Below are 24032 nucleotides of genomic sequence, written 5' to 3' on the forward strand. Positions count from 1 at the left end.
TTCGCTCCGAAACTCCTGACCCTCGACTTGCACCCCCGGAAATTTTAGCGCACATATTTACACCATCCCGTCGATAGTGAACGGGTGAACCGTGGAGACCGCGCGATGCCGCTCCGGCACCTCTTCATCGACATGAACTCGTTCTTCGCGTCCGTCGAGCAGCAGGACAATCCGAAACTGCGCGGTCGCCCTATCGCCGTGATCCCGACCCGGGCGGAAACCACCTCGTGCATCGCGGCCAGCTACGAGGCGAAGGCCTTCGGGATTAGGACCGGTACGCCGGTGTGGGAGGCACGGAAGCTGTGCCCGGAGATCGTGTTCGTTTCGACGGAGCACAAGCGGTATGTCACCATGCACAACCGTATCCTCGCGGCCGTGCGGAGCGTCCTCCCGATCGACAGCGTGCGGTCGATCGACGAGATGTCGTGCCGGCTCACCGGGCGCGACCGGGAGCCCGCGCGGGCGCGGGCGCTCGCGGAACAGGTCAAGCAAGCGATTTACGGCATGGCCGGTGATTACATGAAGTGCTCGATCGGGATCGGCCCCAACGTGCTGCTGGCGAAAGTCGCCGCCGATATGCACAAACCGAACGGCCTGACCGTTCTCGCGGACGAAGACCTGCCGCACGCGCTCCACCGGTTGCACGTGAGCGACTTCCCGGGAGTGGGGCCGCGGATGGAGCGGCGGCTCCGGCTGTGCGGCATCTGCACGGTGGCTCAGTTTTGTGCGGCGTCCGCAAAAGCGCTGAGTGACGTGTGGGGCAGCAAAGTGATCGGCGAGCGCTGGCACGGGCTCTTGCACGGCGACGAGGTGGCCGAAACGCCTACCCGCCGCCAGACGGTGAGCCACTCGCACGTGCTCCCGCCGAACCTGCGCACCGATGAGGGCGCGTACGGGGTGCTGATGCGTCTGGTCCATAAGGCCGCGGCGCGGCTCCGAAAGATCGGCTATTGGTGCGGGTCGGTGTCGGTCGGGGTGCGGTTCCTGGGCGCGGACCGCAGCGCCCGTGTGCGGTGGGACGAGAGCGCTCGCGTGCCGCGGTGCCAGGACACGCCGGCGCTGGTCGCGGTGGTCGCGAAGTTGTGGGCGGGGCGACCGCACGGCGGTGCGCCGTTCAAGGTTGGGGTGGTTCTGAGTGACCTGGTTCCAGCCCGGAGCGCAACCCCATCGCTCTTCGACGAGGACCATCAGGGCCGCGACATTTCGGCCGCGCTGGACGAGGCAAACGCCGAATTCGGCGCGAGCGTGGTGTACCTGGGCGCGATGTTCGGGATGCGGGACGCGGCGCCGTCGCGGGTGGCGTTCACACAGATCCCCGATTTCGACCGCCGGGTGAACTGAGGTCGGTTGGCGCGTGTTGAGCCCACGGACCGGTGCGCTTCGGTTCTTGTTTGTCGGTGTTACGCGGGCTCCGCGCCGAGCTGCGGGGGCAGGATCGGGAACAGCGCGGTGCCGCCGGTGCTGGCGCCGACCCGCGGGAAGAACACGCGGAACGTGGTTCCTTTACTCTCGGAACTCTCCACACGGATCAGCCCGCCCACCCGGTCCACGATCCGACGCACGATCGCCAGCCCCAGGCCCGTTCCCTTCGACTTGGTGGTGAAGTACGGATCGAACATCCGGCGCTGGGTCTCCGCATCGATCCCGGTCCCGGTGTCGGTCACCTCGAGCAGCACGAACCGGCCCAGGTAGCTCGGGTTGCCGGTCAGCTTCACAGGCGCCAACCGAATCGTGACGAGACCGCCCTCGGGCATCGCCTCGCTTGCGTTAACCGCAAGGTTCAGCAGCAGCCGCGTGAACTGCCCCTTCTCGATGAACACCTGTCCGAGTTCGTCCGGCTGCGTGTACTGGATCTTGTACTTCGAACCGATCGCGGCCTTAAGTACAGGCATGAACTCGGCGGCAACGGCGCCCAAATCGAGCACCGCCGGGGGCGCTGTCTGCGGGTGCGCGAACTCCAGAAGGCCTTTGGCCAGCGCGGTGCCCTGTTCGGCCGCGGTGACGATGTCCTTTGCCTGCTTTCGTGCGTCGTGAGGCAAGTCGTCACGACGCGCGAGCAGTCCCCCGTACCCGAGGAACACGGTCAGCAGGTTGCGAAAGTCGTGAGCCACGCCCGCGGCAAGTTGCTCCAGCGCCGCGGCTTTCTCATGCGCCGCGGAGCGCTCGTCTTGGGTAAGGAACGCGGCCCGCAGTTCGCGCACCTCTGCCGACTGGATCCGCAAGGCGAGCAGGTCCGCCATCGAGCCGACGAAGTCGCGCGCCTCGGTGGTCCACTCGCGGGGCAGACCGACGTGTTCGTGGCACAGCACCCCGACCAACTCGCCGTCCACGAAGATGCCGGCGTCGAGGATCGAGCCGATGCCGAGCGGGCGCAGGTAACGCGCGGCCAGTTCCGCGGTCCACGGCTCCGTGCCCGCGACCTCGGCAGGGACGGCCTTGCGAATGGAAATGGACGTGAAGTACGCGGGGAAGTCCGCGACCCGGAGCATGGTCCCGGCGGAGTGCTCCTTCTTGGACCGCTCGAACAGGTTCGCGCAGCGGAGCGCGCCCCCGTTGTCGATGAACAGCCACACGCCGACGCGCTCGACCGTGAGGGCGTCGGCACACAGCTCGCACGCGCGGCGAAACACGGCGTCGAGCGGCTCACTCGGAGCGAGCCGGGCGAGTTCCAGGCGGGCGATTTCCGTGGCCCGACTCGGCCCGGGTACGGAGTGCGGTGAGGTCATGGGGCGGCACGAGGTACAGAGGAGATACAAGTCCTACTGTAACCCACGCCAAGGCGCGTGGACAGCGGTTTCGTTTCCGCCTCACCAACCCGCGCTGCCGACCGGTGCGGGGGCCGGGGTCCACGAGAAGTCGAACGGCTGGTCGGTCAGTTCCTCGCTGGCCCCGCGATCCCGGAAAATGTGCAGCACCCGGACCCGGGACAGGTCATCGAACTTCGGCTCGGGGTACAGGTCCGAGCGGAACGGGTTACCGGGCTCGTATTCGTGGATCATGGCCCGCACCTTCGGCACCCCGCGGAAGTGCATCTCTTCGGCGCGGCGCGTCCCGCCGTGAACGTCATACAGCTCGGTTAACACGCGCAGCGCGCGCTCCAGGTTGCGGAACGTCACCCCGTCCTCAATGAAGATCATGTCCACTTGAGTGGCCCGGAGCACGGCGTGCGCGTGCTGCCGGGCGCGTCTGGGCAGCACGCGGCTGTACGCCGGGCCGACCATCGGCGGGGCCTCCTCGCTGGCGGAATCCGCGTCCTCCCGGCCGACGCCCTCAACGAACCACCAGTGCGGGGCGAGCCAGAACCCGCCGCCGGCCGGCCCCTTAAACACACTGGCCCGCTTGAACAGCTTCTGAAGTCCGCGGAACAGTTGCCGCCGCACCTTGATCTCATCGCGGCGGTCCAGGCGCTCTTTTACTGCCCGGAGTTGCAGGTCGGCGAGGCTCACTTTAAGAGGCCAGACCGGATTGAACTCGGTCGCCTCGGACCGCTCTTCCACAACGACCTCGACCCCGACGTGGTTCGGCTCCCGCGCGTGTGGCGCGGCACAAACGGCCCACCCCCACCGGCGGGCGATGCGCGCGGCCGCGCGGACATCAACCGCGTTCGAGCCGGCGATGTGCAGCGTCGGCGGGGTGCGGCGGGCCGGGTCCCCCCGCCGCGCGCCGTTCAGCTTCACCAACACGACGCACAGTAACCCAGGCAGGAACCACGCCGCAACGGTTCCGAGTAGCGCGGTGAACGGCATCGTGTCGTCGGCCCGTGGGGGAGCGAACAGGCGCCCGCCGCACGCGGTGAGGAGTACGGCGAATGCGAGAAGCGCGGTCAGCCCGATCACCGCGGCAAGCACCCGACGCAGCGGCACCGCACACACTGGCTTGTCGGCCGAGCCGCGCCAGAGCAGCGCGGCGCCGTCGCGGCCGCGCGGCACGTACGCGGCCCAAGCACCTGTTGCCACAACGAGGCACAGGAGCAGCACCGGAGCTGGTGGGACCTCCCACGCGACGAGCGCCACGAGCACCGCATACCCGACAACCGCTGCCAGTTCGGCCCCGCGCCTGTCCGTGTCCCCGAGCCACCGACGGAGCCACTTGTCCAGCACCGCGATCGGCACGAACAGGCCCACGCACGCGACCGTTAGAAGGGTGCCCCAGAGCACGAGCAGCAGAGCGAGATACAGTGTGTACGACGAGTGGGTTCCGATTACTCGCCAGCCAGCGGGGAATGCGGCCCACGCTCCCGCGGCGCACCCGCCCCAGGTTAACAGCACCGCGACGAGCATGAAGACCACCGGCGGGGTGCGCCGCGGGAGCGGGGGCACCCCGCGCAAATCGATGCCGTGTTCGTACCGGAGCCACGAGGCCGACGCGGCCGCCCGCCGACCGAACGTGGCGAGCCGCGCGACCCACGGGAGCGGCTCACGCCGGTGCCGCACCGCGACCGCCAACCCGCACCCGACTAGCGCCAGCGCCGCGGCGCCGTCGTGCAAGTCGGATGCGGCGTACCGCCCGGCGATCTCTAACCCAATGACGAATGCGCACACTGCGACCGTGAACCAGGTTCCGGCCGGCAGCACCCGCCCGTTCAGAGTGAACACCGAGGTGAGCAACTTCATGAAGGCGTTAACCACACTACGGGGCCGCACGCATCACCCCCGCCCGGTTCCGCGGAACCGGGCGGGAAGGCACAGGCCATTCTACCACTTCTATCGGAACAAGTTACGGGCACGAACCGGAAATGTGTCGGTGGCTCACGACGCCATCAGCGGGCGCAGTTCGCCGGCCAAGAACACGCTGCCGGTCACGCACAGCAGGTCCGTATCGGTTACGGCGGAAACGGCTGCGTCCCAAGCCCTCGGCGCGGTCGCATGAAGTGTGAACGGTTTACCCGGCGCGACCGTAGCGAGTGCGGTGGCGAGCGCTTCGGTCGGTACGCCTCGCGGGTTGTTGCTGTACTTTGTGAAATAGAAATGGTCGAAGTAGGTCGCAAGAACGCGAAGGATCTCCGCAAACTGCTTGTCCGACGAGACCGCAAACACCACGCGCTTCGTGCCCGCGTTCGGGAACGCCTCGCGCAGCGTGGCCACGAGTGCCTCTGCGCTCGGCACGTTGTGCGCGGTGTCGAGAATTGTGGTCGGGCGTTCACCCACCACCTCGACACGTGCCGGCCATTTTACCGCCGCCAGACCGCGCGCGACGGCCGCCGCCGGCAGGTGCATCCCGGCCTCCCGGAGCCGGTCCAGTACCGCCGCCGCCACCACCGCATTCGCACGCTGGTGCGCACCGAGTAGGCCACTGGGAGTGGCTCCCACTCCGACCCCCTCAGCAGCATGACGCTCTTCACTTTTGAAGGGAGCGGTTGGAGCATGGGGCTTTACGCCCACTTCCCATATTGGAGCACTCAACTCGGCCGCCACTTGGCGAATCACTGCGCGCGGCCCGTCCTGGGTCACGCCGCTCACCACCGGCACCCGGCGCTTGATGATTCCCGCTTTCTGGAACGCAATCGCTTCGAGCGTGGTGCCGAGCTGGGCCATGTGGTCCGGCCCGACGTTCGTGATCACCGACACAAGCGGTTGGCACACGTTGGTGCTGTCGAACCGCCCGCCGAGCCCCACTTCGATCAGCGCGATGTCGCAGCGGCGTCGCACGAAGTGTAAGAACCCCAGCGCCGTGCCGATCTCGAAGAACGTCGGTGACGGGAACCGGGGGTCCCCCTCCATCGCGCGAACCGCGGGGGACACCTCTTCCATGCACCTCGCCAGTTCCGCGCGGGAAATGGGCACGCGGTCGACCTGCATCCGCTCTTCGATGTGGGCCAAATGCGGGGATGTGAACAGCCCCACGCGGTAGCCCGCGGTACGCAACACCGACTCGAGCATCGCGCACGTGGAGCCTTTGCCCTTTGTCCCGGTGACGTGAACGAGGCGCAGCCGGTCCTGCGGGTCGCCGAGCCGCCGCAGGAGCGCGCGCATCCGCTCCAGCTTGAGGTCCAGCGGCCCGGCGGACCGCACCTCGTAGTTGATGCGTCCGTACCAGAAGGCCAGGGCTTCGTCGTAAGTCATCGGGGCCGTGCGGGGGACGGGCGATTCCGATGATGAGTTAGCGAAACCGGGCCGAAAAGCGAGAACGCCCGCGACACTGCCGCGGGCGTTCCGGTCATCCGTGACTGTGCCGGGCACGGTGAGCGCCCGTGCCCGGCGGGGCGGGCCGCGCCCGTCAGGCGACCCAGACGCCGCCGGTGTGACTGGAGTCGTCCGCGAAGTAGCTCTCAACGACCGCGTTCGTGCGCCCGCTGAACACCTTGATGTGCGCCCGGGTGCCGGGGCCGCTGCCCGCAACAACGTCGGCAAAGCCGTCGCCGTCCACATCCCGAGCGGACACGCGGACGCCACCCGCGAACCCGGCGTCGTACGCGAAGTAGCTCGCCAGCTCGGCCCCGGTGGCCCCGCTGAACACCTTGGTATGCGGGCGGGAGCCGGGGCCGCTGCCGGCTACGATGTCGGCGCGGCCGTCGCCGTCCACGTCCCCGGCCGCCACCGCCACCCCGCCCAGGAAGTCCGCGTCGAAGGCGAAGAAGCTCCGCATCAGTCCGCCCGCCCCGCTGAACACCTTGACGTGCGGGCGAGTGCCGGCGCCGCTGCTCGTTACGATGTCGGCGCGCCCGTCGCCGTTCACATCGCCCACAGCCACGCTCGTCGCCCCGTTGTAGCCGGCGTACGACAGGACGCTCAGCAGCTCGGCTCCGGTGGCCCCGCTGAACACCTTGAGGTGACCGCTCCCGCCGGCCCCAGCCGCGACAACAATGTCGGCGCGGCCGTCGCCGTCCACGTCCCCGGCCGCCACCGACACCCCGCCCAGGAAGAGCGGGTCGAACGCGTAGAAGCTGAACACCTCGGCCCCGGTAGCCCCGCTGAACACCTTCACGTGCGCGGGGCCGGCGGAGCCGATGGCCGCGATCGTGTCCGCAACTCCGTCGCCGTCCACGTCCCCGGTCGCAACCCGCACCTCGCCGCCGAACTCCGAGAAGGGCACCAGCGTGCGGGTCGGCACGGCCGCCGAATCGAACTGGCGCACCGCACCACCGGAGGCGGTCAGAACGGGCGCCGGGGGCGGAACGGTGGGCGCGGTGCCGCCCCCGGCCGGCGCCGGTTCCGGGGCCGCAGGGGGCGCGGTGACGGGAGGGGGGCCGACCTGCGTGCCCGCTTGCGCCGCCACCGGGACGGCCGGGCGGAGCCCGACGTGGTCGGTGGCCCGCACCGCGAACCCGTACCGATGACCGCTCGCGCCCGTGAAGGTGGCAGACGTCTGGAGCGTGCCGCTCAGCCACCGGGCCAGCGGGCCGCCGTCGGTCGAGACGTACACGTCGTAGGACGCGACGCCCGAGCCGGCCCCGTCGTCCCCGGCCCACGATATGGTAAAGGTCTCGGCGGGCGCGATCGCAGGGAGCGGAACGATCGTCGCCGTCGGCGGCTCGGCGTCGATCGTGGCCAGCGCCTCCTTGGCCGGGTCGGTGCCCTGACTGGCGTCGAAGACGTTGATCTGGTTGGTGGCGATCACCGACTCGTTGTCGAACTGGATCAGCGCCACGTTGCGGATCTCGGTGCCGCTGGGCCGGGCGGCCGGGCGGGCACTGTAGGCCACGAACCCATGCCCCTTGCCGGTGCCGTCCTCTGGCAGCAAGAACCCGGTGCCCGGTGCGGGCGGCAGCCCGGTCGCCGGGTCAAGAGTTTGGAACGCGGCCACCAAGCGCCCGGTGGACGGGTCGAAGGACAGTTCGACGTTTACCTGGTAGCTCTGGCCGTTGATCTTCGTTGGGACCACCGCGGAGTAGTTCTGCTGGCCTGCGGGGACGAGTTTCAGCTCGTCGCCGAAGCCGAACCCGGTGAAGCTGACGGTGCCCCAGTCGAGTTCGTCCGGGAGTTGGTCGCGGATCTCGACGCGCTGCGCGGGTCCGGTGGCGAACGGCGGCAGCGGGGTGCTTCCCGGGCCGAAGTTCTCGAAATCAACCCGGTACGGGATGACCGCGTCCGCCGGCACGAACTCCTGCGGCCCGTATCCGTCGGCGCCGGACTTGCTGTTCGGGTCCTTGGGGGGCAACACGGTCGGCCAGCGTGGCGGCGTGTTTTGGCCTACGAACCCGATGCCGTAATACAGCTCACCGGTCAACCCGGGGCCGGTGCTCCCGGTCGTCGTACCCCCGCCGGATGCGAGGAGCGAAACGCCGAACGTCTCCCCGATGCGCGTCTGGATGAACACCGTCCCTGGCCCGGACTGCGACCACACCCCGCCGGGCGGGGTGTGGACCCCCGAGAGCAAGGTGGCGGTCTGCCCGCCGATGGTGTAACGGGCCGCGTAAGACATCGTGAGGTTCGGGTCCCCCTGGCCCTGCGCCCCGGGCTCGTAGCCGTAAGACAACCTGCTGAAGCTCGCCTGGAGGATGAGGGTGACCGGGTCGCCGATATGTTCGCCCGGTGCTTCGGGCAGGATCCGGACCTGGAGGTCCGAGCCGTACCCGGCGGCGCCGGTCGTTCCGGCGGTGAATGTGCCGGTACTGGTCGGGGTGGCGCTGCGGAGAGAAAAGCCCGGTTGCAGGTCGAGGGTGACGACCGGGGAGTTGGGAAAGAACCGCGAGTTGGGTCCTTCCCAGACGTTAAAGACCGTCGAGACGGAGGCTCCCGCCGGCCCGCTCGAATCGCGCAGCGAGTTCAGTTCCAGCGGGCTGAAGCCGCTGCCTTCCGGCACAGGGGGAATGACGTAGTCCGCGATGGCTGCGGCGGGTACGACACGCTCGTCCCGCACCCCGTTCAGCGCGAGGAGGCTCCCGATCCCGCCCTCCCCGAGGAACTGAATCGTAGCCGGGACGAGCCGGCACTCGAGTGGTTCGACGCCGAGAGCACATGCACGCGACCGGGACGGGCGGACCCGGGCGGGGCCGCACCGCACGATGAGCTTGACGGCTCGAAACATGGAAGCCTCTTTCGTAAATGATCCGGCGCGCGCCTGCCGAGCGAATACGCTCGCTACCGTTCTGGGCTCGGCGCGGGCGATGGCCGGATACCGTTATGGGCGACAACGAAAGACAACGGGACCGGAGGAATAGCGGAACAGTAAGATCGGTCCGGCGTGCTGCTCGAACCGCGCGCGTTCGCGGGCCGCCCCGGCACCCGATCGAGATCCGGCGACCCGTCCGGCGCTCGCCCGACCCTTAACGGGTCGGGCCGCGTTCAACTGGAACGTGGCGCCCGCCCCACCGATCAAGTCGAGCTGCCTGTCAGACCGCGTTGATAGAAAGGTATTCGTCTTCAGCCGCCGGTACGAGTCCCTTAAATTAGGGAACGTACTCGCAAACAATCACGCCCAGAGTACGTCATGCCCTCTTCCGTTCTTCGGCTCCGCGACCTCCGCGCCGTCCACGCACTCGTTCACGAGTGCCGCGACCTGGGCGACGACGGCGCCGCCTGGCGGCGGCACTGGTTCGCCGGGGTCGCGGGGCTGGTCGGGGCGGACCTCGTGCTGGGCGGGGAGCTCGGCGGCGTCCGGGGCGGCGCGCCCCGCGACCTGGGAACCGCGGAGTGGGGCTGGGAGAACGGGTTCAACCGGGCCGGCTGGCTCCGGGCGCTGGAGCTCCTCCGGGCCGACCCCGCGTACTCGCCGCTCATGGGGGCGTACCGGGTCCGCGTGTGCCGCGAGGACGGGGTCGCACTGTGCGGCAGCGAACTGGTGCGCGACCACGACTGGGGGCGCGGGATCGAGTACCAGGAGGTGTACCGGACCATCGGCGTGCACCGCAACCTGTGGTGCTTTCGGTTCATCCCCGGCCGGGCCGATGTTACACACGGGCAGATCATCGCGCGGGCGGCGGGGCGCCGGGACTTCGCCGCCCGCGAGCAGGCCGTCGTCGCAGAGGCGTACGCGGCGATCACCCCACTGATGAGTGGGGCACTCGCCGGGTTCAGCGACCCCGCCCCGAGCGCCCTCGCGCCGCGGGCGCGCGACGTGCTGCGGTGCCTGCTCGAGGGGGACTCGGACAAGCAGATCGCGGCCCGGCTGGGGCTGAGCCGGTACACCGTGAACCAGTACGCCAAGGTGATCTTCGCCCACTTCGGGGTCGCGTCCCGGGCCGAGCTGCTGGCCCGGTGGGTGCGGCGCGGGTGGGGCGCCCGGTGCGCCTGGGCCGGACCCGGGGGCGGCCCGCCCGGGCCGGCGAATCAGCCCTGAACCGGCATGCACACCTGCTCGAGCAACTTCTCGCACTTCTCCTGGATCACGTCCGCGAGGTTCGGTAGCGGGGCGCCCTCGGGCAGCGACTCGCGCACCACCGCGAGCCACCGCGGGAACGCGTACATCTGCGCGAACCCGTCCAGCGACACCGGCTCCAGCCGCGTGTGCTTGCCGCGCCGCTCGGCGTCGTTCAGCAGCGTCTTGCTCTTGCCCGTGGTGGCGATGTCGTCCTCCGGCCGCAGCAGCACCAGCAGGTCCACCATCGCCGGCTCGGTCTCGAGCACGCCGAGCTTCACCTCCAGGTCCTTCGGCTTCCCGGCGCCGCGGGCCAGGAACAGCCCCAGCCCCATGCGCCAGGGCTGCCCGTCCTTGCAGGCCCAGTGCGCGATCGTGACCACGCCGTAGGTCGGGTGCTCGCCGTAGACCCACTCGTCCACCACGTGCTGCAAGCGCCACGGCCCGACCTTCACGCCGTGCTCGTGGCAGGTGCTCAGGAACGCGCCCAGGCCGGCCTGGAGCTCGCGCGTGGCGCCCGTGAGCGCCCCTTCCGGCTCGAGCTTCCGCCGCGCGGCCCGCTGCTCCTGCTCCCACAGCTCGACGAGCGCGGCGGCGGTCAGCTTCACCACAGCGGGGGCCGGTACGTCTGCCGGTACTTCCGCCGGAAAGCTCTGGGCGGCCGGCACCTCCGGGGCGGCAACCGATTCGACCGGACGAGGAGCGTCCTCGATCGCCGCCGGGGCCGGTGGCGGTTCGCTCACCGGCTCGTGGGTGAACACCGCCGCGGGCTCGCTCACCGGCTCCGCCGCGGGGGCGTCCGGGGTGCTGACTTCCCCCGCCCGCGCTTGCTCTTCGATTCGCTCCTGCTCCTCAACTGCCACTGCGAGCGGCACCTCCACCGGCGCCGGGGCGAGCATCAGCGGGGCGGCCGGCGCTTCGATCACGTCCACCTGCTTGAAGGTGAACTCGACCTTCTCAGGGGCTTCGGCCTCGTCGTGCCCGAGCAGCGCCGCGAGCCGGCTCGCGTGGTCCACCGGCACCGGCCAGTCGTCGAGCGTCGGCTCGGCCGGAACCACCGGGGTCGGCGCGGGCGCGAGTTCGGCCGACACGTCGAACCGCGCCGCCGGCAGCTCCACGAACCCAGACGGGGCCGGGCGGGCGGCGACGGCCGGCGCCGGCGCCTCGACCGGCGCGGGGGCGGGGCGGCGCTCGGCGGTCAGGTCGTCCGGGCCGTACACGACGTGGTCGAACAGGTGGCGGAACTGCTGGAGCATGTCGCGCAGGGTCGGCTCGGTGCGCGCGATGCGGAGCACCTGCTCGTCGGCGAACGGGAAGATCTCGGGCACCGGTTCGCCGTTCGGCAGCTCGGCGAGGCACGGCCGGAGGCGCGCCTCGACCACCCGGCGGACGAGGTCGCTCGGCGGCGCCTCGAGGCGGATGGCCTTCACGGTGCCGTGCTTCGGCACGTGGACCGGGTTGTTGAGCCGGTCCTGGATGTACCCGTCCAGCGAGGGCACGAACCGGTTCCACAGCCCGCGCTCGGCGAAGATCAGGAAGCACAGACCGTCGATCTGGTGCATCACCTGCACGATGCCGGCGAAGAACGCCTCGGCGGTCTTGTGGGCGTCGTCGGTGCGGCGGGCGAGCAGCAGGTCCTCGAGCTGGTCGAACGCGACCACGACCGGCGTCTTCAGGCTACGGAACACCTCCGTCAGCACCTTGAACAGCGCGAGCACGAGGTCCTGGCGCGTCGGGCGGACGTGGAACTCCAGCTCCGCGAATCCGAACGTGAGGAAGCTGGCGAGGTCGCTCTCGTCCCGCAGCAGCGCCGCCTTCGCGAACCCCTGGAAGATGTGCCGGCGCATCAGCCCGGCGGTGTTGTGCGCCTCGTTCTTCTGGACGTAGGCGCTCACGAGGTCGAACGCCTTTTGCGCGGTCAGCCCGGCCTCGCTGAGGGCCTGGAGCACCGGCGTGGGCACCCGGGCGAAGTTGGAGTACCCGCTCAGGTTCTCGGCGAGCCACTCGGCCCGCTCGCGGGCCTGCTGCGTGCCCATCCCCAGGCGACGCGCCCAGCGGCCTAGCCCCGGTGGCGGGAACAGCTCCACCTTCTCCTCGTCGCTCAGCTCGCGCAGCGCGACGCCGAGCTGCCGCCGCACGAGCTGGTCGCTGATGTACTCGAGCGGGCGGACGCCCTTCTGCTTCCCGCCCCCGAGCAGCGTGTCGATGATCTGGAACAGCAGGTACTCGAGGAAGTCCGAGTCGCGCTGGTACACGCCCGGGGTGACCAGCAGCTGCCACTGCCCGCTGGTGCCGTGCTTGATGCTGTGCAGCAGGTGCGTCTTGCCGGCGCCCTTGTTACCCAGAATGGGCACCACCTCGCTGTGCGTCTGCGGGTCGTACCGGTACAGGTCGATGATGGCGTGGAGCAGGTCGCGCTCGGCGGCGAACAGCTCCGGCACGTGGTACCGCGCGCACACCTCGTCGTCGGGGTTGCGGGCGAAGTAGTTGCGGAACGGGTTCCCGGCCCGCTTGAGCACGTCGCGGGTGCGCCCGGTCAAGGCGATCGGCTCGGGCGCGATGGCGGTAGCGGTCATCAGATGAACCTCCTTGTTCGAGCGTCGGCGACCAGGCGAGGGGCGGGGGTCAGGAACCGTATCGGGGCGAGCCGGCGAGCTCCCGGACCCCGGCTTCGCGGAGCGAGGCGTAGTACGCGATGCCGTGGCCGATGAGCAAGGCGTACTGCGGTTCCGGCAGTGCGTACAGCGGGCCGGTCCACTGCGGCAGGGAGACCCGCCCCTCGGAGTGCAGCTCCCGCAGGCAGTCGTGGAACTCGCCGATCGTGAGCGCGGCGGTCTGCGCGAGGGCGCGGAACAGTTCCGGCAGGGGGCAGTCCGTGGGGCCGGTGTGCTCGGCGAGGTGCGCGAGCACCGCCGGCGCGAGTGCGGGCGCGGGGAGCAGTCCCTCTTCGACCCCGCCACGGAGCAGGAACGGGCTCAGGGCCGGCGCCTCCGAAACTTCGGCGGGTGTCGAAGGCACGAACTCGCCCGCCGGCTCTTCGACCTTCGGGGCGGCGACCGAGGGGAGCGGCTCGCGCACCCGCACCGCCGTGACCGCCGGCAGCACGCGCGACACGGCGTCCCGGAGCCCCTGGAGGCTGTCGGCCATGCGGCGGGCCGTCGCGAGCAGATCGGTGACCTCGCCCTGGCGCGCCTCGAGCACGCGCACGAAGTCCTCGAGCACCTGCTTCGGGTTCACCGCCGCCAGCAGGTACTCCCACCCCTTGTCGGTGAGGCCGTAGAGGTCGCGGGGCGTTTTGCTCTTCGGGTCCGCGCCGACCACCCGCACGAGGTCTTCGGCGAGGCACTTCTGCGCGGCCGGTTTCGCGCCCGCGACGTTCGGGAACAGGCCCAGGTCGGCCTTGCCCGCGTACAGCGGGAGGCCGGTCGGTTCGGCCGCGGCGCGGGTCAGGGCGTCGAGGACTTGTTGTGTCAGTTTGTCGGCCACGGGTCCGCTTCCGTGCGGGACGGTGTGTGGGGGCACTCGCACCGATGGTACGCGGAACCCGAGTCGCGTTGCAACCCCGACCCCGGCGCGTCATGATGGCACGGAACTTCGACAGGGAAGACGAACCCGAGGTACACCACATGACCACCCGAGGACTCGCGGCACTCGCCCTCGTGGCGCTGCTGGGGCTGCGCGGCACCGCGGACGAGCCGAGGCTGCCCGACGCGACCGCCTTCGACCGGCTCGTGATCGACACGCTCCGGGACGTGCACAACCGGGGCGCGGACCTGTACAACGAGAGCAAGGACTTCGTCGGCACGTACCGCGTGTACCAGGGCGCGCTGGCGACCGTCCGCCCGCTGATCGGCCACCGCCCGGCCGCGCAAAAGCTCATCGACGCCGGGCTGGAAGCGGCGGACAAAGAAGCGAGCGCGGACCGCAAAGCGTTCCTCCTGCACGAGACCATCGAGGCGGTGCGCAAGAACCTGAAGGCCGCCACCGCCGCACCGAAGAAGTCGCCCGAACCGACCACCAAGAAGCCCGAAGAGCCGAAGAAGACCGAGACACCCGCCAAGCAACCGGACGAGACGAAGAAGGTCGAACCGCCCGCGAAAAAGCCCGAAGAGCCGAAGAAGCCGGCGCTGCCCGTGGCCCCGGCGCCACGCGCCGTGAAGCCGAAGCATTGAGTCGCTTTCCCCACGGGATCACGGCCGTTTCGGGCGCTCGCAGGTGATCGGCTCATGGTCGCGGTCCCAGGGAAAGCACAATGTCGAGTCACGAGCCGCGACCGGGACGGTACCGTCACTACAAAGGCGGCGAGTACGAGGTGGTCGGCGTCGCCCGGCACAGCGAGACGGAGGAGCCGCTGGTGGTGTACCGGCCGCTGTACAACGACACCGGGCTGTGGGTGCGCCCGCTCGCGATGTTCCTCGAAACCGTCACCGTGAGCGGCGAACCGGTCCCGCGGTTCGCATACGTTGGGCCGTCATGACACCCCTCATCGGTGCCCTTCCAGGCGTGCGCAAGGCCATCCAGCAGGTGGCCGGAACCGACGCGACCGTCCTCATCCTGGGCGAAACCGGGACCGGCAAGGAACTCGTCGCCCGGTCGCTGCACGCGCAGAGCCTGCGGGCGCGAGAGGCGTTCGTACCGGTCAACTGCGGCGCGCTGCCGCAATCGCTGGTGGTCGCCGAACTGTTCGGCTTCGAGGCCGGCGCCTTCACCGGTGCCGCGCGCCGGCACGCCGGCCGGTTCGAGCAGGCGCACGGCGGCACGCTCTTCCTGGACGAGGTCGGCGAACTGACGGCCGACGCGCAGGTCGCGCTGCTCCGTGCCCTTCAGGAACGGGTGGTTCAGTTGCTCGGCGGGTGCAAGCCGGTTCCGGTGGACGTGCGCCTGATCGCGGCCACCAACTGCGACCTCACCGCCGGTGTTCGCGAACGCACCTTTCGCGCCGACCTGTTCTACCGGCTGAACGTGTTCCCGATCCAACTCCCCGCGCTCCGCGACCGTCGGGACGACGTACCGGCTCTCGCCGCGCACTTCCTCCAACACTTCGCGGCCCGGCACAACAAGCCGGCGAACACCATTTCCGCCCCGACGCTGCGTAAGCTGGCCGCATACGACTGGCCCGGGAACGCGCGCGAGCTTCAGAACGTCATCGAACGCGCGGTGATCGTGAGCGAGGGGGACGAACTGGTTGTCGATCCCGCGTGGCTCGGGGCGCCACCGGTCGAAACGGCGCGCACCTGGGCCGAGCAGGAAAAGGCGCGCATCGTGGCGGCCCTGCGGGCGGCCGGCGGTCGCGTGTACGGTCCCGGCGGGGCGGCTCACCGTCTCGGGCTGAAGCCCACCACACTCTACGGCAAGATGCGCAAACACGGCATCACGCGCGAAGCCGACTGGCAGTAGTGTCGGCGCGGGAACGTCCCACCCCGCTCGCTGGAGCGCGACCACGCCGAACGGTCGGCACACCCGGTATTGCCCCACGGCATTTCCCCTTTCGCGGCACTTTTGGAAGTTTGAGCGGCACCCGGTTGGGTGTTTGGCGCCAGCGTTCGTTCGCGGGAGAAACCGCGCGTGTGGGCCGTGCTCGTTGCAAGTGGCTCTGCGTTCGCATATTGCGTCGTTTGATTCGGATGCCACTGGAACCGGTGCTCGTGCATTCGGGAGACTCCTGCGGGTTTTGAGGGCGTGATTCGCGGGTAGCGACCACCCAGCGAACCGGTAGCGATTCACCAGTCGGACGGCAGCGAATGTCCAGTCCGCGCCCCGTCAGGTGCTACCGCTGCCGTGCTGTAACCCCCGTTACAGCAGAGGCGAGGTGGGAGGGACGGCACCAGCCTCGCGGGGCTTTGCTCGTGGCCCAGACCGAAGGGCCTGCGCCACGAGCGAAGCCAGTACCCGAACTCATCGTGGTCGTCGTCAGCCGGACGCGCGGCACCCGGGGGCGGGTGCAACCTCGGCGCGCCGCTGCGGTCGATCAATACCGCGTCGGCTCGAAGCGGCTGGCCGCCGTGTCCGGCCGGTACGGGCGGGTCTTCGCGCAGTCCCACATCCGACTGATGGCACCGCGGCACTCGGGACCGGATTTCCTTCCGCCGTCCGACCGCATTTCGTCACCCGACCAAATCCGGTCGGTCGTTCCGTTCCGGGACGGGGCTTTTCAAGCACTTTTTTGGGCGGCACGCGGGCTGCAATTGCGTCGCGCGGTTCCGAACACCGTTTCGAGGTGCGACGATGGCTCACGTGGTGACGGCCCCGTGCGTGGGGTGCAGGTACACGGACTGCGTGGTGGTGTGCCCGAGCGAGTGCTTTTACGGCGACGAGCGCCAGCTCTACATCGACCCGGACGATTGCATCGATTGCGGGGCGTGTGCCCCCGAGTGTCCGGTCGAGGCGATTTTCCTGGATGGGGATGTGCCCGCGAAGTGGTCGGACTTCGTACCGCTCAACGCCGACCGCGTGAAGGTCCTGAAGCCACTCGGGCGCGCGTGACTGAGAAGAACAGCCGCTGACGCGGACATGTTCGCTCAACCGGCGATTTTGGAAAGACAACGGTGGCGACTTGCGTAGGGCTTCGGGTCAAAAGTCCGATCGTCGAAAGTCGTAAAGTCACAAATCCAATGAGAATGATGGTCTGTGAGTTTACGACTTGCTGACCTGACGACTTTTGACTCGAAGTCCTTACGCTTCCGTCGGAAGTCTCGATTTGCTAGGGCGATAGACCGCCGCAGCCAAGTGTGGAAGGGGTGTACGAGAGCGCGATGGGACGAACATCGCGTGTCCCAACCCCAACTGTGCCACGTATGCCCAGGCGGGCCAAGGCAACCTCCGGTCCCACGGCTGTCGAGCCAGACGCGGGGCATCCGATGCACGCGGTGCATCACCTGTGGGAAGAACTTCTCGGAGCGTAAGGGCACGCCCCTGTTCGGGTTCCACCTGTGCGACGAGAAGGTCCACGACATCGCCCGGCACTTGGTCGATGGCAACGGCACGCGGCCCACCGGGCGCATGTGCCGGGTTAACCTGAACACCGTGCTCCCATTCGCGCGGCGGCCTGGGACCAAAGCCAGCGGTTCCACGACCAGATGGTTCGGCACGTCCAACCACAGCAGGTCCAAGCCGACGAGGCGTGGTCCTACGTGGGAAAAAAGACAACGCCTGCGATTCGAGTCGGGTGCGAGGCCGTCTTTGCTCGCAACTTTAGCTCTCTTGAATAACAGTTTGTTCTAATTAATTAGTGCATGGCGGCAGTAGCGGTGTGCGGTGCAGTCGCTGCAAGATGTCTCGAGATTCTGCCCATCCGAGTTCCGCGGCTTTGGTGAGCCACAGCACCGCCTCCGATGAATCCTTGGGCGTGCCCAAACCCGCAAGGTAGGAGGCGCCGAGAAGGTGCATGGCGTACGGTTCGCCGAGTTCCGCAGCCTTACGGACCCATTTCAACCCTTCAACGGTGTCTTTAGTTACTCCGATGCCGAGCACGTAACACTTCCCCAGATTCGCCATCGCCATCGGTAGGCCGAGGTCTGCCGCTTTGCGGAACCACTTCACCGCTTCGGCCGGATCTGTCGCGACCCCAAGACCATCGGCGTAGTGTATACCCAGGTTTCGCATGGCTTCGGCATTACCGAGGTCTGCCGCTTTGCGGAACCACTTGACCGCCTCGACCGGATCCTTTGCCACCCCGACGCCATTGACGTAGCAAGTACCCATGCTGTGTATCGCTTTGGCGTTACCGAGGTCTGCCGCTTTACGGAACCACTTGACCGCCTCGACCGAGTCCTTCGGCACACCATCGCCATTGAAGTAACACGCGCCCAAACTTCGCATCGCTTCGGTCTGGCCGAGTTGTGCGGCCTTGAGGAACAGCCTGACCGCCTCGACTGTATCTTTCGCGACCCCGACGCCGTTAACGTAACACGCACCCATGCTGTGCATCGCATCGGCATTGCCGAGTTCCACCGCCTTGCGAAGCCACTTGATCCCCTCGGCCGAGTCCTTCGGTACGCCATCACCGTTGAGGTAACGCGCACTCAACACGTGGATCGCTTCGGCGTTGTCGAACTCTGCGGCCTTACGGAACAACCTGGCCGCTTCGACCCGATCTTTCGCGACCCCGACACCGTCGTCGTAACACAAGCCGAGCTTGAATATTCCTTCGACATTGCCAAGTTCCGCGGCCTTGCGGAACCACCTCACCGCCTCGACCGGATCCTTCTCCACGCCCACGCCAATGAGGTAGCACATCCCCAGATCGTGCAACCCCATCGGCAACTCGAGTTCTGCGGCCCTACGGAACCACCTCACCGCCTCGACCGGATCCCTGCCTACGCCCACGCCATTTGCGTAACACCCACCCACGGAACGCATCGCTTCGGCATACCCAGCTTCTGCGGCCTTACGGAACCACCTCACCGCTTCGACCGGATCCTTCCCCACGCCCTCGCCGGTGACGTAGCAGCTCCCCAGAGCATACTGTCCCATCGGCAACCCGAGTTCCGCGGCCTTGCGGAACCACTTCGCCGCTTCGGCCAGATCCTTCGCTACGCCTGCCCCCTCTTGAAGGGACCGGGCATAAAGGAGCATCCCTTTGCTCGAACCCTGTGTGGCAGCATCCTTCCACGCAGGTGCCCGCTTCTCCCCCTGTGCCTTGAAGAAATCCGCGGTGCTGCGGTGCTCGCGCCAGCACCGCTCCACGACAGCGTAGTCTTCCGAGACACTGTCAACGATTGGAGCCTCGGGCGTTTCCGTTTGGGGCAGCGCGGTCGAACCTGGGGCTAGCACGCTCGATATTGCGTTGCCGCTTGACTCCCGGCGCTGACACGCGCCAGCGACGAAAAGCGTGAAGATCAGCAGAGCACACGGCCCGCGTCGATACGCCAGACCGGTCCGAGTGCCGGCTGTTCCCACCAGGAGTACACGGGCGATGGAGTTGAGCATATCTGCCGGAGCTGAAAGTTAATGAGCCGAGTCTGACCACGTTCACAAGGGCAAGTACCTGAACCGTCGGGCTCGGTGGTGCGAAAATACCCTGAAGCACACACGCTGCGCTCGCGAACGAGCGCAGCGTATTGCCGCTCGATCACCAAATTACAACGCGAAAAAACTTACGCGGGTAAGGTTCGGCGGATTGGTTCGCGGCGCGTCGCGGGCTTGGAGGAGTTGGGGCTGCGCGAGTGCGGGTTTCAGGTGGCGAGTCGGATCGGTCAAGGAACAGGCCTGGGCCGTCATTCGCGATTATCGAAGGCCGGTGAGATCGGCTCGGGTGCTGCAACACAATAGCGGCTTCGCCCAACCGTTCCTGACGTTCTCGGATCGCTACTTCCCACGCATCTATCCGCGCCTGCATGACAGCCATGAAACCACCATTGCAATTTCGTGTGGCGGATTAGACTAACATTTCAGCAATACCTCTGTGGGATTTGGGTCAGAGCTTGCGGGGCGCTAAACAAGTACGCCCGTTGCCTCCCCCCTTGTCCTTCGCGGGGCGGTGCGGCAGACTATCCCGGCACCTTCCGCACGCGTGAGGATCATTGACGCCATGACGCGGTACCTCTCTTTGTTGCTTCTCCTGGGAGCCCCGGCCGGCGCCCGGGCGGCGGAGCCGCCCAAGCCGCTCGCCAGCGGCCTGGCCCACCCGCAGTCCATTGCGGCCGCGCAGGACGGGCGCGTGTTCGTGTCGCTCGCCGGCGAACCCGGCAAGGACGGTGACGGCTCCGTTGCCGTTATCAAGGACGGCAAAGCGACCCCCTTCGTGACCGGGCTCAACGACCCAAAGGGGCTCGCGCTGTTCCGCAACTGGCTCTACGTCGTCGATAAGGCCGGGCTGCTCCGCGTCAACGTCTTCGGCAAGGACCCGAAGGCCGAGGTGTACGTGCCCGCGGACAAGTTCCCGGTCGCGGCGAAGGCGCTCGCCGATGTGGTCGCGGACCCGGAGAGCGGCACGGTGTTCGTGACCGACGCCGGCGCCAATGGCAGCGGTGGCGCGCTGTACCGCGTCGCCCCGCCCGCGGCGCCGAAGGGGCCGGGCCAAGGGGGGCGGGGGCCGGGCACGGTCGATGTCCTCGTGGACGCCACCAAACTGAAGGGCCTGCACACGCCCGGCGGGGTGGCGATGGACGGCGCGTCGCACGTGCTCTTCACCGACGCCGGGACGGGCAAGGTCTACCGCGTCAAGCTCGCCGACCGCACCAGCGACCTGATCGCCGAGGGCGTTGACGGCGCGAGCGGCCTCGCCTGGGACTACTACGGCCGGCTGTTCGTGTCCGGCGGGGCGTCGGGCAAGCTGTTCGTGATTCCCCGGCCCGGCGAGAAGCCGGTGCCGGTCGCCGGGGGGCTCAAGTCCGCCGGAGACCTGTGCCTCGACGCGAGCGGGGCGAACGTCCTGGTGGCGGACGCGACCGCGGGCACGGTGACCGCGGTTGCGGCCCAGGTGCCGGGCGCCGAGGTCGATTTCAGCCCGCTGCCGCTGAAGACCGAGGTCGCGTTCCCGGACCTCAAGTGGGAGGGGTGGGACGCAGAGGGCGCGACGGGCCGGGTGGTGCCCCTGCGCCCCCTCGTGCTCACGCACGCCGGGGACGGCTCCAACCGCGTGTTCGTCGCCACACAACAGGGCGTCGTGTACACGTTCGCCAACGACCAGAAGGCCACCGAGACCAACGTGGTGCTCGATATCCGGGACCGCGTGAAGTACAACGACAACACGAACGAGGAAGGGCTGCTGGGCCTCGCGTTCCACCCGAAGTTCAAGGAGAAGGGCGAGGTCTTCATCTTCTACACGCCGAAGAAGGAGAACAAGGTCAACGTGGTGTCGCGGTTCCGGGTCAGCAAGGCCGACCCGACCAAGCTCGACCCGGCGTCCGAGGAGCAGGTTCTTCGCTACGAGAACAAGCTGTTCTGGAACCACGACGGCGGCACCATCTGCTTCGGCCCGGACGGGTTCCTGTACGTGATCCACGGCGACGGCGGGATGGGCGGCGACCCGCAGGAGAACGGCCAGAACCTGAACACGCTCTACGGCAAGATCCTGCGGCTCGACGTGGACCAGAAGGCCGACGGCAAGAACTACGCGGTGCCGAAGGACAACCCGTTCGTCGGGAAGAACGACACGCGGCCCGAGATCTGGGCGTACGGGGTCCGCAACATCTGGCGCATGAGCTTCGACCGCAAGACCGGCCGGCTGTGGGCCGGCGAGGTGGGCCAGAACCTGTACGAAGAGATCAACATCATCGAGAAGGGCGGCAACTACGGGTGGAACCTGCGCGAGTCGTTCCACCCGTTCGGGCCGAAGGGCGTGCGCGAGAACAAGGGGATGATCGACCCGGTCTGGGAGTACCACCACGACGTGGGCAAGTCGATCACCGGCGGCGGGGTGTACCGCGGCAAGGCGCTCCCGGAGCTCGACGGCCACTACCTGTACGCGGACTACGTCACGTCGCGGCTGTGGGCGCTCAAGTACGACGAGGGGGCGAAGCGGGTGACCGCGAACCGCCCGATCAAGGACCCGCAGCGGCCGGTGGTGTCGTTCGGCGAGGACGAGAACGGCGAGATCTACTTCCTGACCGTCACGAACACCGGTAAGGGGATCTACCGGTTCACGAAGTAGGCCGCGTGTTCGCGATCGCGCTTCTGAACGAATGACGTTGACCAATTGTGCCTAATTTGTGGCACAGACATTCCTGTCTGTGCGGGGTCTCAGAGCCGCACAGACAGGAATGTCTGTGCCACAAAGGCAGAAGATAAGACAGCCGTAATCGACGAGAGTAAATGAGGGCCGGGTCGGCGCAGCCGGCCCGGCCCGTTCTCGTTGCCGTGCAAACGAACCTGCGGCGCCCCGGGCCGTGACGAAAGGCCCGCTCCAACGGGCGCGCAGGTGACCGTTCGCCGATTTCACTTGACGCCGGCTGGACCGACCGGCACGATAACTCCTCCGACGGACCGCCCGCCCGTTCCACCCCCAGGCGCCCATGCCGACACGCAAGATCCGGTGCCCCGAGTGCGATGTCCGCCTCGTCCAGCCGCCCGGCGCCGAAGCGATCGAGTGCCCCCGGTGCGAGCACATTTTCTCGGCGCCCGACGACCGGGATGAAGACGAAGAGGATGATGGGGCCGGCGCGCCGGCCGCCCGCTCCCCGTTCCGCGCGCTGCTTTTCGTCGGGCTCGGGACCGCCGCCCTCGGGGCCGCGGCGGCCGGGGCGCTCGTGCTGGTGCGGTCACTGACCCGGGAACCGGACCAGGGGGCCGTCGGGCCGGTCGCGGTGGCGCCGCTGCCGCAGAAGCCGGCCCCGCCCGTCGGCACGCCGGCCCCGCCGCCGCCCCTCCCCCAGGCGCCGGCGATCGCCCCCGCGGCCGACGACGCGGACCCGTTCCGCCCGGCCGACCCAGTTGCGGCGGCGGCCGTGGCCGAACTCGACCGGTACGCCGCAGAGGGGCCGGCGATCCCGCAGGACGAGGCCCGGGCCAAGGCGCTCCGGACCGCCCACCTGGAGTGGTGCCGGGACACGACCGAACTGGCCTTCGGCCGCGTCGGCCGGGCCGACGCGCCGTGGGCCGCGAAGGCCCGGACCGCGCTCGCGCTGCGCGCGAAGGAAATGGCGATCCGCTCCCCGTTCGCCTCACACAGCCCCGAAGACGCGCCGAGCGCCGCCGCGCTGGCCGCGGCCGTCGCCGACGGGTGCGACGACCCGCTGGTGCAGTACTTCCACCTTCAAGCGCAGCGGGCCGCCGGCGCCGTGCCCCCCGATCGGGTGCTGGCCGAGGCCCGCCGCGTGACCCAGTTGGTGTGGGACAGCCGGTACGCCGACGCGCGCAAGATCCACGCGGTTCACAACCTGCTCGCCCAGTTCCACGAGCACCGCGCCCCGGCGGACGAGATCGCGACCTGGGACAAACGGTTCTGGGAGCTGCTGACCAAAGTCAGCGCCGACCCGGACCCGGTCAACCAGGACAACGTCATCGAACTCACCACCCTGCGGGAGCGGCAGTCGATGAGCGCGGGTCGGAGCCGCCAGAAGGCCCACGAGGAGATCGCCGCGTGCCTCAAGAAGGGCGGCGCGCCCGAGGCGACGCAACTGGCGGTGCGCGGCGCCTTCCTGATCCGGTACGCGTGGGACGCGCGGGGCTACGGGTACGCCAACACCGTCACCCCCGACGGCTGGCGGCAGTTCTCCGAGCGCCTGGCCGAGGCCGAGGAGGCGCTGACCGCCGCCCACGAGCGGGACCCGAACCGGCCGCACGCCGCGACCAGCATGTTGACCGTGTGCATGGGCCGCGGCCACCCCCGCGACGAGATGGAGCGGTGGTTCGAGCGGGCCATGCGGGCCGACCCGGACAACGCCCAGGCGTGCGCGACCAAGGTGGAGTCCCTGCACCCGAAGTGGCAGGGGTCGCAGGAAGAGTACCTCGGGTTCGCGTGGCAGTGCGTCCGCACCCGCAACGTGAACGGGCTGCTGCCGCTCGCCGCGGTGTCGAACCTGACCGCGAACATGCCGGTGCCCGAGCCGGTCTTGGCGGCCGCCGCGGCACAGGCGCGGCCGCAGTACTCCCAGCCGCTGGTGTGGCGGGTGCTGGACACGGGGTACACCGTGGTCCGGCGGGAGCGCCCCGAGCTGCTCTGGGTGCGGGGCAGCCACGCCCGCGCCGCGTGCCTCGCCGGGCAGCACGGGGTGGCGGTCCGGGAGCTGAACGCCGTCGGCGACGACTTCAGCGGCGGCGGCTTCCGCTCGCCGGCCGCCCTCGCGCGCTACCGCACCTGGGCCCGCACCGGCCGCCCGCCGGGCGGGTGAGCACCTCTCCCTATTGACCGGAGC

General features: G+C 68.8%; 15 protein-coding genes. 8 read left to right on the forward strand and 7 right to left on the reverse strand.

Annotated features, from left to right (window positions below; all coding sequences use genetic code 11):
- The first annotated feature begins 105 nt into the window (after positions 1-105).
- A complete protein-coding gene (locus R5W23_RS22605) occupies positions 106-1341 on the forward strand; it encodes a DNA polymerase Y family protein (protein ID WP_320688251.1) in 1236 nt (411 codons plus the stop codon).
- A 59-nt stretch (positions 1342-1400) separates the two neighbouring features.
- On the opposite strand, the gene R5W23_RS22610 is transcribed toward R5W23_RS22605, so the two are convergent.
- The 4 genes from R5W23_RS22610 to R5W23_RS22625 all read right to left on the reverse strand — a co-directional run bounded on the left by R5W23_RS22610 (position 1401) and on the right by R5W23_RS22625 (position 8967).
- The gene (locus R5W23_RS22610; RefSeq protein WP_320688252.1) at positions 1401-2726 is read right to left on the reverse strand and encodes a GAF domain-containing sensor histidine kinase; all 1326 of its coding nucleotides are present in this window, start codon (positions 2724-2726) and stop codon (positions 1401-1403) included.
- An 81-nt stretch (positions 2727-2807) separates the two neighbouring features.
- On the reverse strand, positions 2808-4613 hold the full coding sequence (locus R5W23_RS22615) for a hypothetical protein (protein ID WP_320688253.1): 1806 nt from the start codon (positions 4611-4613) through the stop codon (positions 2808-2810).
- Positions 4614-4748: 135 nt separating this feature from the next.
- Entirely contained in the window at positions 4749-6062 is a 1314-nt protein-coding gene (locus R5W23_RS22620) for a bifunctional folylpolyglutamate synthase/dihydrofolate synthase (RefSeq protein WP_320688254.1), read from the reverse strand.
- Positions 6063-6216: 154 nt separating this feature from the next.
- The gene (locus R5W23_RS22625; RefSeq protein WP_320688255.1) at positions 6217-8967 is read right to left on the reverse strand and encodes a VCBS repeat-containing protein; all 2751 of its coding nucleotides are present in this window, start codon (positions 8965-8967) and stop codon (positions 6217-6219) included.
- Positions 8968-9369: 402 nt separating this feature from the next.
- Here R5W23_RS22625 and R5W23_RS22630 point away from each other — a divergent pair, with 402 nt between their 5' ends.
- A complete protein-coding gene (locus R5W23_RS22630) occupies positions 9370-10218 on the forward strand; it encodes a helix-turn-helix transcriptional regulator (protein ID WP_320688256.1) in 849 nt (282 codons plus the stop codon).
- Here the strand turns inward: R5W23_RS22630 and R5W23_RS22635 are convergent.
- Positions 10209-12812, reverse strand: coding sequence for a hypothetical protein (locus R5W23_RS22635; protein WP_320688257.1), 2604 nt, complete (start codon positions 12810-12812; stop codon positions 10209-10211). The two genes, R5W23_RS22630 and R5W23_RS22635, sit on opposite strands and share 10 nt — an antisense overlap.
- A gap of 49 nt (positions 12813-12861) precedes the next feature.
- Positions 12862-13722, reverse strand: a complete 861-nt coding sequence (locus tag R5W23_RS22640) for a hypothetical protein (protein ID WP_261186946.1) — start codon at positions 13720-13722, stop codon at positions 12862-12864.
- A gap of 140 nt (positions 13723-13862) precedes the next feature.
- On the opposite strand from R5W23_RS22640, the gene R5W23_RS22645 reads away from it, so the two are divergent.
- From R5W23_RS22645 to R5W23_RS22660, 4 genes are all read left to right on the forward strand, one after another.
- Complete coding sequence (locus tag R5W23_RS22645; protein ID WP_320688258.1) at positions 13863-14408, forward strand: hypothetical protein; 546 nt, start codon at positions 13863-13865, stop codon at positions 14406-14408.
- An 80-nt stretch (positions 14409-14488) separates the two neighbouring features.
- Positions 14489-14713 (forward strand): DUF1653 domain-containing protein, encoded by a 225-nt coding sequence (locus tag R5W23_RS22650; RefSeq protein WP_010040454.1) that lies wholly within the window; start codon positions 14489-14491, stop codon positions 14711-14713.
- On the forward strand, positions 14710-15633 hold the full coding sequence (locus R5W23_RS22655; protein ID WP_320688259.1) for a sigma-54 interaction domain-containing protein: 924 nt from the start codon (positions 14710-14712) through the stop codon (positions 15631-15633). The genes R5W23_RS22650 and R5W23_RS22655 overlap by 4 nt, the downstream gene beginning before the upstream one ends.
- A gap of 828 nt (positions 15634-16461) precedes the next feature.
- The gene (locus R5W23_RS22660; RefSeq protein WP_320688260.1) at positions 16462-16719 is read left to right on the forward strand and encodes an indolepyruvate ferredoxin oxidoreductase subunit alpha; all 258 of its coding nucleotides are present in this window, start codon (positions 16462-16464) and stop codon (positions 16717-16719) included.
- Positions 16720-17457: 738 nt separating this feature from the next.
- Here the strand turns inward: R5W23_RS22660 and R5W23_RS22665 are convergent.
- A complete protein-coding gene (locus tag R5W23_RS22665) occupies positions 17458-18921 on the reverse strand; it encodes an SEL1-like repeat protein (protein WP_320688261.1) in 1464 nt (487 codons plus the stop codon).
- Positions 18922-19765: 844 nt separating this feature from the next.
- Between R5W23_RS22665 and R5W23_RS22670 the strand changes: the two genes are divergently transcribed.
- Entirely contained in the window at positions 19766-21829 is a 2064-nt protein-coding gene (locus tag R5W23_RS22670; RefSeq protein WP_320688262.1) for a PQQ-dependent sugar dehydrogenase, read from the forward strand.
- A gap of 361 nt (positions 21830-22190) precedes the next feature.
- Positions 22191-24008: a hypothetical protein gene (locus R5W23_RS22675; RefSeq protein WP_320688263.1), complete on the forward strand. Its 1818-nt coding sequence runs from the start codon at positions 22191-22193 to the stop codon at positions 24006-24008.
- The last annotated feature ends 24 nt before the right edge of the window (positions 24009-24032 follow it).

It is taken from the genome of Gemmata algarum (assembly GCF_034097035.1).
GTDB lineage: Bacteria > Planctomycetota > Planctomycetia > Gemmatales > Gemmataceae > Gemmata > Gemmata algarum.

Coding starts and splice junctions, on each gene's coding strand:
- R5W23_RS22605 (WP_320688251.1), top strand. CDS start 106: ATGCCGCTCCGGCACCTCTTCATCGACATGAACTCGTTCTTCGCGTCC.
- R5W23_RS22610 (WP_320688252.1), bottom strand. CDS start 2,726: ATGACCTCACCGCACTCCGTACCCGGGCCGAGTCGGGCCACGGAAATC.
- R5W23_RS22615 (WP_320688253.1), bottom strand. CDS start 4,613: ATGAAGTTGCTCACCTCGGTGTTCACTCTGAACGGGCGGGTGCTGCCG.
- R5W23_RS22620 (WP_320688254.1), bottom strand. CDS start 6,062: ATGACTTACGACGAAGCCCTGGCCTTCTGGTACGGACGCATCAACTAC.
- R5W23_RS22625 (WP_320688255.1), bottom strand. CDS start 8,967: ATGTTTCGAGCCGTCAAGCTCATCGTGCGGTGCGGCCCCGCCCGGGTC.
- R5W23_RS22630 (WP_320688256.1), top strand. CDS start 9,370: ATGCCCTCTTCCGTTCTTCGGCTCCGCGACCTCCGCGCCGTCCACGCA.
- R5W23_RS22635 (WP_320688257.1), bottom strand. CDS start 12,812: ATGACCGCTACCGCCATCGCGCCCGAGCCGATCGCCTTGACCGGGCGC.
- R5W23_RS22645 (WP_320688258.1), top strand. CDS start 13,863: ATGACCACCCGAGGACTCGCGGCACTCGCCCTCGTGGCGCTGCTGGGG.
- R5W23_RS22650 (WP_010040454.1), top strand. CDS start 14,489: ATGTCGAGTCACGAGCCGCGACCGGGACGGTACCGTCACTACAAAGGC.
- R5W23_RS22655 (WP_320688259.1), top strand. CDS start 14,710: ATGACACCCCTCATCGGTGCCCTTCCAGGCGTGCGCAAGGCCATCCAG.
- R5W23_RS22660 (WP_320688260.1), top strand. CDS start 16,462: ATGGCTCACGTGGTGACGGCCCCGTGCGTGGGGTGCAGGTACACGGAC.
- R5W23_RS22670 (WP_320688262.1), top strand. CDS start 19,766: ATGACGCGGTACCTCTCTTTGTTGCTTCTCCTGGGAGCCCCGGCCGGC.
- R5W23_RS22675 (WP_320688263.1), top strand. CDS start 22,191: ATGCCGACACGCAAGATCCGGTGCCCCGAGTGCGATGTCCGCCTCGTC.